Annotated in this window: 10 protein-coding genes and 1 pseudogene; 4 read left to right on the top strand and 7 right to left on the bottom strand. The window is 48.9% G+C overall.

All coding sequences use genetic code 11. The features are described 5' to 3' along the window. Positions 1–24: 24 nt before the first annotated feature. The gene (locus tag AB1611_22230) at positions 25–1,137 is read right to left on the bottom strand and encodes an ABC transporter ATP-binding protein (GenBank protein MEW6382291.1); all 1,113 of its coding nucleotides are present in this window, start codon (positions 1,135–1,137) and stop codon (positions 25–27) included. Between the two features lie 160 nt (positions 1,138–1,297). Between AB1611_22230 and AB1611_22225 the strand changes: the two genes are divergently transcribed. Then, complete coding sequence (locus AB1611_22225) at positions 1,298–1,690, top strand: hypothetical protein (protein MEW6382290.1); 393 nt, start codon at positions 1,298–1,300, stop codon at positions 1,688–1,690. A gap of 423 nt (positions 1,691–2,113) precedes the next feature. On the opposite strand, the pseudogene AB1611_22220 reads toward AB1611_22225, so the two are convergent. Beyond that, a pseudogene (locus AB1611_22220) lies at positions 2,114–3,211 on the bottom strand (IS66 family transposase). 335 nt (positions 3,212–3,546) lie between these two features. On the opposite strand from AB1611_22220, the gene AB1611_22215 reads away from it, so the two are divergent. Then, the gene (locus tag AB1611_22215) at positions 3,547–5,571 is read left to right on the top strand and encodes a cache domain-containing protein (GenBank protein MEW6382289.1); all 2,025 of its coding nucleotides are present in this window, start codon (positions 3,547–3,549) and stop codon (positions 5,569–5,571) included. Here the strand turns inward: AB1611_22215 and AB1611_22210 are convergent. Next, the gene (locus AB1611_22210) at positions 5,546–5,710 is read right to left on the bottom strand and encodes a thrombospondin type 3 repeat-containing protein (protein MEW6382288.1); all 165 of its coding nucleotides are present in this window, start codon (positions 5,708–5,710) and stop codon (positions 5,546–5,548) included. The genes AB1611_22215 and AB1611_22210 overlap by 26 nt on opposite strands. Before the next feature lie 491 nt (positions 5,711–6,201). Here AB1611_22210 and AB1611_22205 point away from each other — a divergent pair, with 491 nt between their 5' ends. Then, on the top strand, positions 6,202–6,378 hold the full coding sequence (locus tag AB1611_22205) for a hypothetical protein (protein MEW6382287.1): 177 nt from the start codon (positions 6,202–6,204) through the stop codon (positions 6,376–6,378). Between the two features lie 504 nt (positions 6,379–6,882). Then, positions 6,883–8,397 (top strand): glycosyltransferase family 39 protein, encoded by a 1,515-nt coding sequence (locus AB1611_22200; protein MEW6382286.1) that lies wholly within the window; start codon positions 6,883–6,885, stop codon positions 8,395–8,397. A 5-nt stretch (positions 8,398–8,402) separates the two neighbouring features. Here AB1611_22200 and AB1611_22195 read toward each other — a convergent pair whose 3' ends face one another. The 4 genes from AB1611_22195 to AB1611_22180 all read right to left on the bottom strand — a co-directional run bounded on the left by AB1611_22195 (position 8,403) and on the right by AB1611_22180 (position 12,552). Then, complete coding sequence (locus tag AB1611_22195; GenBank protein MEW6382285.1) at positions 8,403–9,698, bottom strand: nickel-dependent hydrogenase large subunit; 1,296 nt, start codon at positions 9,696–9,698, stop codon at positions 8,403–8,405. Beyond that, positions 9,673–10,470: an oxidoreductase gene (locus tag AB1611_22190; GenBank protein ID MEW6382284.1), complete on the bottom strand. Its 798-nt coding sequence runs from the start codon at positions 10,468–10,470 to the stop codon at positions 9,673–9,675. Before AB1611_22190 ends, AB1611_22195 begins: the two co-directional genes overlap by 26 nt. 51 nt (positions 10,471–10,521) lie before the next feature. Further along, positions 10,522–11,349: an FAD/NAD(P)-binding protein gene (locus tag AB1611_22185; protein MEW6382283.1), complete on the bottom strand. Its 828-nt coding sequence runs from the start codon at positions 11,347–11,349 to the stop codon at positions 10,522–10,524. Between the two features lie 126 nt (positions 11,350–11,475). Next, positions 11,476–12,552, bottom strand: coding sequence for a 4Fe-4S dicluster domain-containing protein (locus AB1611_22180; protein ID MEW6382282.1), 1,077 nt, complete (start codon positions 12,550–12,552; stop codon positions 11,476–11,478). Positions 12,553–12,556 lie beyond the last annotated feature (4 nt).

Below are 12,556 nucleotides of genomic sequence, written 5' to 3'. Positions count from 1 at the left end.
GTTTGTCTGCCCCCCTCCCCTGCTCTATTCACCCCTGGTATAGACTGAGTAGATTTCATAAAGCGGGATTTCCTTTTTCAGGCAGCCTTCTATGCGGGCACCCAGAGCGACCATACAGGAGATCACATCCGGGATTTCCAGCCGGTCGTGTCCGTCTGCCTCACCAAGGCTGACCTCCAGTTCGGCCCCCTGCCCTGCTGCTCCCTGCCCTGCCGTCCCCTGCCCTGCCCCATTTGAGTCCTGCCCTGTTCCGGTAATCACCCGGATGCCGATCCTTCCTCCAAGCTGCCGGTTCAATCTCCCGATAAAGTCAGAGGGAAGTGCCTGTAAGCGGATCACATATCGGTCCAGCCGCTCAAGCACGGGATGCATCTCCGCCGGAGTGCCGCAGGCTTTGACCTTCCCCCCGTGAATGATGGCCATGCGGTGGCCGATCTCTTCGACTTCCTTCAGATTGTGGGTAGCCAGAAAAACGGTTTTGCCCTCCCGGTCAACGATCTGCCTCCGGATGAAGCGTCTCAGGGAGTCGGCACTGGCAGGGTCCAGGGAGCGGGTGGGCTCATCCATAAACAGGATGAGCGGATCGGTCAAAAGGGCGCGGGCAATAGCCAGTCTCTGCTTCATCCCCAGGGAGAAATCCTTGAACAGGGTCTGTGCCTTCCCCTCAAGGTCAACGAGCTTCAGCACACTGGTAATCCGCCGATCCAGTTCCGTGGCCGGAATATTATTCAGGATGCCGAAAAATTTCAGGTTCTGCCAGGCAGTGAGCCGCCAGTAAAAACTGCGCTCCTCGCTGATGACATAGCCGATGGCCCGCCTCACCTCACCGGGGCTGGCAGTTACATCGAGCCCATTGACCAGGGCACGGCCTTCGGTCGGCAGCATCAGGGTGCAGAGAATCTTGATAAGGGTTGTCTTTCCGGCCCCGTTTGGCCCCAGCAGGCAGAATACTTCCCCCTGGTTAACCTTCAGGGACACGCCCTGAAGGGCACAAATCTCCTTCCAGGAGAAGGGAGCAGAGAGCAAATCCCGCAAGCGCCTTGTCTGATAGAACTTTTTGGTTATCTGAAAGGTTTCAATTGCCGGGCACATGAGGCAAATCAGCTTCTCCAGAGCCTCCTGGAATATTGGGGTCAAATCTTTATTTTTGACAATTATGATCATTTAAACCTGAAACCAGAGGCAGCAGGATAATTATTTGAAATAATAGAACAAATCTAAAATAATTTGTTGCAGAGAGGGCTCCGATCAGGTATGATATTGAAATCGTTAAGTAAACCTTGAAAGGAGCCCGACAATGAGTATATCACGACAAGTAAGAAGAGCACAAGAGCGGCAGGAAAAAAAAGATAAGGCAAAGCTCACCAAGCAACTCCAATTATCAGACTTCACCTATAGAGCAGATGACAAAAATGCGACCCTTTCTGCACTGGGTCCACAGTTTTTGGTGGATTTTGTGCATGTGATTGGTCTGCCGGGGATTTCGAAAGAGCAGGTACATATTTTGATTGTGCAGAATATCCTGGGTTATGATCGCATCGAGAGCAGCCGGGCATTAAACCTGGACGATGTACTGAAGAAAAAGCTTGGTATCTGTGCCTATCCTGATCCTGAGACCCTGACCTTACTATCTATGGAGCATCCTTCTCCTTCTGCCTGCATAACTGGGAACATCCCCGTGATTTTGTAGCAGTAAAAAAGTTAGCAGGTCATGAGGATAACGGCCAGGGGATTCTCTTTCCCAGATGGCGCTATCAGATCATTTGCCATAACCAACTGGATATGAGCCCCCGAAGAGGTGTGGGAAGACTACAATAAGCGGGCCAAGATCGAGCTCAACATCAAGGACTTAGACTATGATCACTTCATCTGCTACGGCTGTATCGGGTACTGAATCCATTGCCGGTATAGGCATATTGGCTATCCCTGGCTCCCTGATACACCGCTAATCGCCAGGTGTGAGGAGATAGGTATGCCTGGAGAATGTAACTTTTCATCGTCAAGGTGAAGACAATGACATAATCCTGCAATTTTTTATCTTATTTTGAGGAACGCGGTGCGTTTTTTTAAAAATTCGTAACTACTCAGCCTGGATATAGAGATTCATTGAGATTTATTCGACGAGGGAGGGGATAAAGAGAACTCCCTTGAAAGCATCTTTGATAGCATCGATGACCCTGAGACTATTTTTCCTTACTGTAGAGATATAACTACGACTACAACAGAAATTATCTGCTCTTTCTCGTGTTCGGAAAGAACCTGACACTTTCTGCTTGACTTTCACCATCCGGACATCCCTTTCTCCCTGATTGTTATCAAAAGGTACACGGAAGTCATACATAAAGGTCAGCACCTGCTGTTTGTGCTCCTTTAATCGGTCAAGGAGGTTTTTAGGGGGAGATTGCTTGACCTTGCCTCTTTTCTTTTTTGGCACCTGCTCCTGGGGAGGAGGGTGATTGACCTCTAATCCTTTCTCAATAAGCTTACTATAAATGGTTTCAAACTTTTCAACCTCTTTGGGATTGAGCTGATTGCTTTGTAGACGGCTATGATCCACTTGCCCTTTAATCTCCACCAGCAGCTCCTTCATCTGCTCTGCCCATTCCTGGTGGTAGCACTCATGAATGAAGATAAGCTCTCGTAAATGATGAGCATTACACAGACTATGACGGCATTGGTCGTAGTTAGAATACGGTGCCCAGTGGTCATGAACGGCAACTCCTTTAAATTCAGGCAAGATACCTATCTGATCCATTGCCTCTTTACCCCTCTTGCGATGGACCTGGTAATAAGTAAGTTTTGCAGTACTGGCCACATGCAGCCAGTTAAGCTTGCCTTCTACTCGTAAGCCGGATTCATCAAAGTTGACCACCTCAGATGCTATCAACCGCTGCTTGATCGCCTCACAAGCTGGTTTTACACACTCTGCCAACTCTGTATTCGCCTGCAACACAGATGCCTCGCAAAGCCGATGATCAACCAGATCCTCAAAGATCTCACACGTACGCTCCAGTGGGATAAAATGATACTGGTTGAAATACACAGCCCATGCCTTGATGCCACTCCCATACTGTACTGGCTGGCTCACCTCGGATGGAAACTCTGCCCTGTTGCGTTTACCACAATGAGGGCAATCCTTGATTTCTGCCCGATGCTCCGTCACTTCCACCCGAATAGGGGCAATATCAAATACTTGACGCTTTTCATATTCAATTACTTTTTCATCTCTCCTTTATACCTTATCGGATAATCTACAAAAATCATGAAAACTATAACCATCTCCTGCCTATGCCTGAGTAGTTACAAAAATTCAGGGGAAAAACGCTGGAGCTTACCATGTATAAGTCGTTCGCTCTGGATTCAGGTAGATCGAATTTTGCAGGTATGTGAGTCTACCCAAGCAGGATAAAGGTTTACTCGATAAGAAAAGTATGGTTATTGGGAATATCAAGATTTACGCCAGATGAGAGTCACCATTTGGGCACGTGGATGAACGCTACATTTCACAAGAGGCATAAGGAGCTGGATATGCTGAAAAATATCAAAATGCATTGGAAATTCCTGATTATTTTATGTTCAGTGATGGCGATGTCCTCCCTGCTCATTTCCTTATCTTTAGTTCACACCGTGAAAAAAAATGTTGAAACGGAAATCGAAGAATTTAGAGCGGAAGAACTGAATAAAGTAAAAGAGACCCTGAAAAACTATATTGATATCGCCTTTGAAACCGTCAACTCGAATTACCAGCATGCTCAGGACAGAGAATATCTCCAAAAGAGATATGGCCAGGAGTTAAAAAATATTATCGACGTTGCCAATGATTTTATCGAGGATGCAAAATCCTTAGTTGCAAAGGGTGATCTGACACTTGAACAGGCACAGCAGCGGGCGATTGAAAATGTCAGAAGGATCCGCTATGCGCAGGGAACGGGTTATGTCTGGATAAACGATATGGGACGGCCATATCCCAGGATGATAATGCATCCTACGGTGCCGGACCTTGATGGGAAGGTTCTGGATGATGCAAAATACAACTGTGCCCTGGGGGAGAAGAAAAACCTTTTCGCAGCCTTTGTCGATGTGTGCGCCAAAGATGGCGAAGGGTTTGTGGATTACCTCTGGCCCAAGCCTACTAAAGGCGGGCTGACCCAGGAGCAGCCCAAATTGTCCTATGTCAGACTGATTCCCGACTGGGGGTGGATAATCGGCACCGGCATATATGTGGATGACGCTGTCCGGGATGCTATCGAGAAAGTAAAGATAGATATCGGTAAAATGAGATATGACAACAAGATCGGCTACTTCTGGATAAACGATATGGGACGGCCATATCCCAGGATGATAATGCATCCTACGGTGCCGGAGCTTGATGGGAAGGTTCTGGATGATGCAAAATACAACTGTGCCCTGGGGGAGAAGAAAAACCTTTTCGCAGCCTTTGTCGATGTGTGCGCCAAAGATGGCGAAGGATTTGTGGATTACCTCTGGCCCAAGCCTACTAAAGACGGGCTGACACAAGAACAGCCTAAATTGTCGTATGTCAGGCTATATAAGCCCCTTGGCTGGATAATCGGCACTGGTGTTTATATCGATTCCATAGATGTAGCGGTAGCTGAAAAAGCATCCGCCCTGAGAGGCCAGATCAAAGGTATCTTCTTGAAAATAATGGCTGTTAGCTTAATTGTTTCCATTATTGCGTTCTTCGCGTTCTGGATTATGGCCAAAAAAATTACCACTCCCTTACGGGCCTGTTCCGAATTTGCCGAACGGATCAGCTCCGGGAACCTCGATGGTACCGATATTGAAGTTGAAAGCAGGGATGAAGTCGGTCAATTGGCCTTATCACTCCGGCAGATGGGCATATATCTCAAAAAGACCATCGGTGAAATCGTCGCCGCCTCCAGGAGCCTGTCAGATGGATCATCCGAGCAGGCTGCATCGCTGGAGCAGACTTCCGCTTCTCTGGAAGAAATAACGGCCATGACAAAGCAAAATGCTGAAAATGCCAGCCAGGGCAATATATTGATGTCGGAAACGAAAGAAACCATCGGGCAGGCCAATACAGCTATGATCGAATTGACCGAGTCCATGAAGCATGTTTCCGATGCCAGCCAAAAGACGAAAAACATTATTAAAACAATTGACGAGATTGCTTTTCAAACCAATCTGCTGGCCCTGAATGCCGCAGTTGAAGCAGCCAGAGCGGGAGAGTCCGGAGCCGGTTTTGCCGTGGTAGCGGATGAGGTGAGGAACCTGGCCATGAGGGCTTCGGAAGCTGCAAAAAACACGGCGGAAATAATCGAGAAAACAGTCAGGGAAATCGAAAATGGCCATACCCTGCTCAGTACAACAAGCACAATTTTTTCCGAGGTCTCCAATCGTATCTGCAAAGCCAGCGATATGGTTCAGGAGATATCCCTGGCCTCCGAAGAACAGGTCAAAGGGATCGAGCAGATTAACCAGGCATTATTCAATATCAGCAGAGTCACCCAGCAAAACGCCGGCAATGCTCAGAATATGGTGTCAATTGTCGATAAATTTCAACTCAGTGAGAGCGCCGATGCCAACTAGTGCCGCAAATGAAATTATCAATGTCCTGCTGATCAGGGTTCGGTGAGAAAGGACAGTTATCCCCGGCATCAACAATCCCGTCTCCATCCTGATCACTGGTTGGAGAATAACACGTGGTAAAGGGGGCGTTGCCAGGGATTCACCTTTTGAACTCTTGTACTTGATGGAGTATTCAAATCCGTCAGGATAAGAATCACCTCGATACGTGCAGGTGTTGCCGAAGCATTGTTTCACCAATTCCCGGTTGATAAAAAGTTGTTTCTGTCCTTGTAGCATACACTCTTAATATTACAACGAGACTTTCACTTAATGAAAGAGGAATGGTCATAATACATCACCCCCTGGAGTCCTCTAACCACTCCTCTTATGTGAGGGGAAAGGAAAAAGTCTCGTTGTAATATTAAGCTTGTCCCCGCAGGTTTTGCAGGGAGAAAAGTCCGTCCATCTGTCATTATTTAATATTTTTAGTATCAAATTTTTTGTATTTTAATTTGACATCAGATTTTTTATCTGTGTATACTATATACAAGCTAAAAACTACGATAAGAGAAAAATATGTTTTCCGTCTTCTTAAATAGGAAACCGCAATGTATTTAAATATTAATTTATTAAAACTAAGGATAATAATTTATGAAAGAACATAGGTCAACCATAATTTTAGCTTGTATTAGTGGTGGGGCTTTCCTCGGCGGGAAAATATTTTACCCTTGGGGAGTACTGATTGGGGGGATATTAGGATTTCTGGTCGGATCAGATTATCATATAGCGAATTTATGGAAAAAAAATTTAAAAAATGAGAATAATTAACTAGTATGGTTTTTTGATGACCCCCTGTCATTGGTTTTTGGGTGTATGTATTGGATTTGCTTTAATTGGGTATTATCTTTATTGTTGTTCACGTGATAACATAAGACCAGACCTCAATAGTGCGATAAAAATAATTTTATCATGTACAGGCATCACTGCTGCCTGCAACATGTTATATGAGATATTAATATCCCCCGGAGTTCTTCTCACTCCAGATAAATATCAGGAGCGCCATGTATTTATGCTTGTAGGCGCTTTTGTCTTAATCTGGATTTCAATCGAATCTCTCTACTCTCTCTACCAGGTTTTTATCCAGGTAAAAGCAAAAAAAGACACTTCAACAGACCTGCAATTCAAAACATAACTTTTCATTATTATACCTCGAATTCTGATAATGACTCGGATGCGAAACATTTATCTCTACTGCTGCTGATGCTGCCTTGCCTTGGAAACTCATTGTGTAGTATAGTAGGGTAAAAAAATAGAAAGGATTGCTGGAATTATATGGCAGAACATACCGGAAAGTCATTGGATACCCAAAACACAGGTAACGGGAAAGACAAAGGTAACAGAACCATCATGTTCCTCCTGGTTATCATCCTGATCGGAGGAATACTCCGGTTTGCGAAACTGGATTATCAATCGCTGTGGAACGACGAGCTGAGCAGCGTGGTCAGGACTGATTTCAACAGCCTGGGTGAAGTAATCGAATCGAGCAAATCGGATGTTCATCCGCCGCTCTACTACTGCCTGCTCTATCTGTGGCGAAAAAATATCGGAAGCAGTCCATTTTCGGTCAGGGCATTATCCGCCCTTTTCGGAGTACTCGCTATCGCGGCCATCTTTTTCCTTGGCCGCACGCTGTACACCGCGCGGGAGGCCCTGATCAGCGCCCTGATCCTCGCGATCTCCCAGTTCGGCATTTACTATTCCCAGGAGGTGAGAAGCTACAGCCTGCTGCTTCTGCTGTCAATCTGCTCATATCTGTTTTTCCTGAAAATTCAGCCCCAGAGCACGGCCTCACGCAGTCAGAGCGGTCTGGTTCTTTCATATATCCTGTATATTCTCTCCACCACCATGCTGATCTACACGCATTACTTTGGAATCCTGGTTCTCTTTTCCCAATTTGTCTTTATCCTGATGGCGCTTGCCTATGGAGGCCGCAGAGGAGAGAAAGGTTATCTGAAGATACTGGCCAGTCAGCTTGGTATCGGTATCCTCTATCTGCCGCAGATTTCAGTCATCAGAGCCAAGATGCAGCTTGCCGAAACATGGATACCCAGACCGCGTGTCGATTTTTTCATCCAGTATTTTCACGAGTATTGGGGCAGGAGCGAGACTTTTTTCCTCCTTGCTTCGCTGTGCCTTTTTTGTTTCTGGTATTTCCGGAAAAATGAAGGGGAAAACGATACCCAACCCGGGTTCAACCGATCAGCACTTGTCCTGGTCTGGGTGATAGTTCCCCTGGTTACAGCTTATGCCCGGTCGATCCTGTCAACCCCGGTTCTGACAGACAGGAATACGATTATCATCCTCCCTCCCCTGATACTGATGATGGCCAGAGGGATAACCAGCATAAAGAATAAAGACCTGTCGGCTGCCCTGCTGGCAGCCGTTGTCATCGCCGGGTGTTCGAGTCTTTTACTTACAAACGAGTATTATTACCGGATAACCAAGGACCAGTTTCGCGAAGTGGCTGACGTGGTCCTGGAAAACAAAGAGATCAGCGATCAGTCCCTGATTATTGCCAGCGCCTGGAATGCCGGTTATTTCGACTACTACTTTCAGCAGGCAGCCAGTCCCTTCAGGGTCAGCCACATCTATGAGAATGCGGAAGATATTCCGGCCTTCGAAGCTCTGGCGCAAGGATCCGGGAAAAGGTTTTTATGGTATCTCATCGGCCACAAATATCCCTCTCAGGAATTTCTCCAGCACCTGGAGAAAAATTATAAGCTGTTAGGCACCCGGCAGTTTAAAAAGTGCAGCTTCTTTCTCTTTGCCCTGGAGAAACGTCCCTGACAGGCTCAATGCACGGAGCAGGAAAAGCACGGGTCATACGCCCGGACGAGCTGCTCGCATTTCAACCGAAGGGCATCCTCATCATCGCTGTGTGCGTATCGTAAGGCCAATGCGCGAATGTCCTTTTCGATATTGGCAAAGTTATGAGAAGTGGGAGTAACCAGATTGGCCTTCTCGATTACCCCCTGCCGGTTGATGACATAGCTGTGCATGAGAAGCCCTCTTGGTGCCTCGGTAATTGCCATGCCCTCCCCTGCCCTGATTTTCACCGCAGGCTCTTCCCGGTGGGGATTGATTTCCGAAAGGAGTTTAATGCTCTCCAGCATTCCATCGTAGATTTCCAAAGCCTGAGCCACATTGTTATGGAAAGGATTTTTATCCGGCACGCTGAAGCCTATTTCCCGGGCCAGGTCTTTGGTCTCCTCGTGGAACTGGTCGAACTTGAGATTTACTCTGGCCAGGGCACCCGACATAACCGTGCTCCCTCCCCTCAGGAAAGATTTTTTGGTATGAGCGTACTCCTGCTCCTCTTCATGAAAGGCGGAAGAGTAGCTGTGAATTTCCAGGTTCAGCCCATTTGAGGAAACCAGCCGTCCTTCGTTGATGGCATATTCTGAGCCGTATTCATCCTCTTTTCGAAGAGACACAAACTCGGCTTCCGTTTCCAGGTCAGGATATGAAAGGCCGCTTATCATCCGGGCGGTATAATGAGCCATAGGCAATACGGCCCTGATTCCGTCAGCCAGGGAAAGCAGGGTTTCCCTGGCCGGAACCCTGGTAAAGCCGTTGACCACCATGGAGACAGGATGGAGAGGCCGTCCGCCGATCTGCTCGGCCACGTTGTTGAGTGCATCCTTCATTTTGAGAAAGTAATTGGTTTCCTTCTCGAACTTATGCATCATCTCGGGAAATCCCGGATACCCGTAATAGTCGGGCAGGGCAAGCATATAGAGGTGGATAATATGGCTGGCCACTACCTGAGACACGCACATCAGCCTGCGAAGCCGCTTGGTCTGAACGCTTGGTACAATACCCATTGCATCCTCGACCGCCTGGAGGGATGTGGTCATGTGGGAAATGGGGCAGATGCCGCAAATGCGGGAGACAATGTCTCCTGCCTCACTATATTTTCGACCGACCAAAAATCCCTCGAAAAACCGGGGTGGCTCGAAAACTTTCAATCTGACCTCCTTGACATCGCTGTCTTCGAGCTTTACCACCAGGTCGCTTTCGCCTTCGGTCCGGGCCAGATAATCGATAGTTATGATCTTGGGTTTAGAAGGGTTTTGTTGTCGATCCATAGAGTTCTGCTCCCCTGCGGAATTCCGGTTTTGGTGATCCATACTGGGTGAATCTGCGGAATATATCATCCGGGGTCAGGCCCATCGCTTCAAACTGCCGGGCCAGGGCCGGTGCGTTGGCATCTTCCATCGGACCCCAGCAGGCGTAGCAGGCACGGTTATAGGATGGACATAAGGCTCCGCAGCCTGCATTGGTGACCGGCCCCATGCAGGGCCAGCCGTAGGATACCAGCACACAGGTATTTCCCCTGATCTTGCACTCCACACAGACTGAATAGTTGAAAAAATCAGGTTTTTTCCCCAGCAGCAGAGAAGTGAAAGCCTCGTACAGGTCCCTCCTGCCTATAGGGCACCCCTTGATATACCCATCTACCTGGACATAATCATCCACCGGATGGGTCTTCATGGAATGAACAGGGGTAATATCCTGATAGACTCTTTTTTCCATCTCCAGTTCCGAGGTATGGTTCTTGATAGCCGGAATTCCTCCATTGACCGCGCAGGAGCCAATCGGAAGCAGGAACCTGGTGGCCTGACGCACCCTTTTCAACTGGTCCGCCTGCCAGGCCTCGGTAATGGCTCCATCGATCAGGACAAGATCGAAGGGACCATCCTCCGATCCGCCGCTCTCCCCCATCCGGAAATAGACAACTTCCGAATTGTCGAACGTTTCCTGAATATGTTTCTGAAAATAGATCAGTTCAAATTCACACCCTGCACAACAGCTATATTTAAAGACTCCCAGCCGGAGTTTCTTTTTTTTCATCAGCATGATCCTGACTCCCTGTCTTTTGTTCTGCGCCCTGCCCTGCCTGACATATTTCTATAAGACCGTATCCGCAAATCGCTGGATATCGGGATAAGAAAAGACCGGCCCGTCCTGGCAGACAAATTTGGAACCAATCTGGCAATGGCCGCAATGGGCAGTGCCGCAGCGCATTCTTCTTTCCATCGAAACGAAAATCCGCTCTTCCCGGTATCCTTGCAGCATGAGGTTGCGGGCCACAAAGCGCATCATGATCTCCGGGCCGCAGATACAGGCCACCGTGTTTCGAAGATCGAGGCCCAGCCCTTCCATGAAGTGGGTCACCAGTCCCTGCCGCAGCGGCAGGGAGGATTCTCCGCTCAGCCGGTCAACGCAGTAGATCGTGGTTACCTCATCCTGCTCCTGCCAGGTGGCCAGATCCTGCTGAAAGATCATCTCGCCAGGTGTTCTGGCCCCGAAGATCAAAACCAGGTTTCTGATCCGGTTTCTCTTCTCCAGACAATGGAGAAGCAAGGGTCTGATGGGTGCCAGCCCGATCCCGCCGGCAACCAGCAGGATGTCACACCCCACGGCCTGTTCAATGGGCCAGCCATTCCCGAAAGGTCCCCTGACCATCAGTCTCTGGCCGGGTTGAAGCTCCTCGATCAGGCCGGTTACGTTTCCTGCCCTGCGGATAGTATGAACGAACCGGCTGCTGCCCGGTGCCGAAAGGGAGCTGAATGAGAGAGCTGCCTCCCCTGCACCCGGAAGACCAAGCATATTAAACTGTCCGGGTGAAAACCGCAAATCCTGCCCATCTTCCAGAATAAATTCATAGGAGCTGGTATCCGCTGTCTCCGGTTGAACCTCTACCAGCCTGGCGGTTCGATAATGTGGATGATCCATAAGCCGTTTATCTCACTCCGTTGCTTTTCTCTGTGCCTTAATCCCGGTATCTGCCTTAAGTATCTCAGTGTCTCTGTGTCTCTGTGTCTCTGTGGTTTCCTTTGTTTTTTGGCGTCTCGCGCCTTGTCAATCCGCTCTCTTCTTCACTCTCCCGGCTGTATAAAGCCCCTCGGAAGCCATAATCTCCCTGGCCATATCCGTCAGATCGATCTTGGTCGGACACCAGGTCATGCACCGGCCGCAGCCGATGCAGCCAAAGCAGCCAAACTGCTCCACCCAGGTAGCCAGCTTGTGAGTCACAAACTGACGCAGCCGCGCTGTCCGGGTAGAGCGGAAATTTGCCCCGTGCACTTCGGCAAAATGCAGCTCCTGGCAGGAATCCTTGTACCGGCTTCGTTCACACCGCGTCAGGTCAAAGCTGATGGTATCCTTCACGTTGTAGCAAAAGCACGTCGGGCAGACTTTGGTGCAATTGGTACAGTTCAGGCATCGCTGGTCGGCGGTCTGGGACCAGACCGGGTGATTCTGATTCCGCAGCAGGATCTCAACCAGGTGAGTCGTATCTATGCTCTTTTGAAACTGGTTGAGCAATTCCAGGCCAAGCTGGCTTTTCCGGTCAAAGTGGTCCTGGGTGGCCAGGTGCGGATTCAGGTGAGCGATAAGTTTCAGTGCCCGGTTCCCCAGAGTTTCGGTCAGGTAACTGTCCCCAAGATCGGTCAGCAGGAAGTCATATCCCTGCTTCGGCTCGAAAAACGGCCCGGTGCCCATGGAAGCGCAAAAGCACTGGGGACATACATGGGGGCAGTGAAGGCCGATCACGACGGTATTTTCACGCCACAGCCGGTAATTGCGGTCCTCCATTCCCGCTTTCAAAAAAGCCCTGTCAAGCACCAGAATGGCGTGAAGGTCACAGGAATGAACACCGATCAGAACCTGCCGGGGAACCTCCTGCCTGACCGAGACTTCAAACCCTGCACCCCTCTCCTCAATGGTGCAGATTTGCTCTTCAGGGTGGTAGAGATGGACTTGCGGCCCCATCATGGTAAGCCCGTAGTCCAAATTCAGATCCTTGATGGATTCAATCCGGCTGAAGGCAGGGCCTCCCTCCCGCTCTCGTGGCCCGATTAACTGGAATTCCTGCCCCAGTTCCTCCAGCCAGGAGAAAAAACTTATCTTTTCAATCACAAAAGCCTGATACTGCATTCTC

Source organism: bacterium (genome assembly GCA_040755755.1).
Taxonomy (GTDB): domain Bacteria; phylum SZUA-182; class SZUA-182; order DTGQ01; family DTGQ01; genus DTGQ01.
The sequence above is the reverse complement of the archived record's forward strand: the minus strand, read 5'-3'. Positions and strand labels throughout refer to the sequence as shown.

What these genes read in the sequence shown, in the direction of transcription:
- AB1611_22190 (MEW6382284.1), bottom strand. Translation starts at nt 10,470, where the DNA reads ATGCTGATGAAAAAAAAGAAACTCCGGCTGGGAGTCTTTAAATATAGC.
- AB1611_22215 (MEW6382289.1), top strand. Translation starts at nt 3,547, where the DNA reads ATGCATTGGAAATTCCTGATTATTTTATGTTCAGTGATGGCGATGTCC.
- AB1611_22180 (MEW6382282.1), bottom strand. Translation starts at nt 12,552, where the DNA reads ATGCAGTATCAGGCTTTTGTGATTGAAAAGATAAGTTTTTTCTCCTGG.
- AB1611_22195 (MEW6382285.1), bottom strand. Translation starts at nt 9,698, where the DNA reads ATGGATCGACAACAAAACCCTTCTAAACCCAAGATCATAACTATCGAT.
- AB1611_22225 (MEW6382290.1), top strand. Translation starts at nt 1,298, where the DNA reads ATGAGTATATCACGACAAGTAAGAAGAGCACAAGAGCGGCAGGAAAAA.
- AB1611_22200 (MEW6382286.1), top strand. Translation starts at nt 6,883, where the DNA reads ATGGCAGAACATACCGGAAAGTCATTGGATACCCAAAACACAGGTAAC.
- AB1611_22185 (MEW6382283.1), bottom strand. Translation starts at nt 11,349, where the DNA reads ATGGATCATCCACATTATCGAACCGCCAGGCTGGTAGAGGTTCAACCG.
- AB1611_22205 (MEW6382287.1), top strand. Translation starts at nt 6,202, where the DNA reads ATGAAAGAACATAGGTCAACCATAATTTTAGCTTGTATTAGTGGTGGG.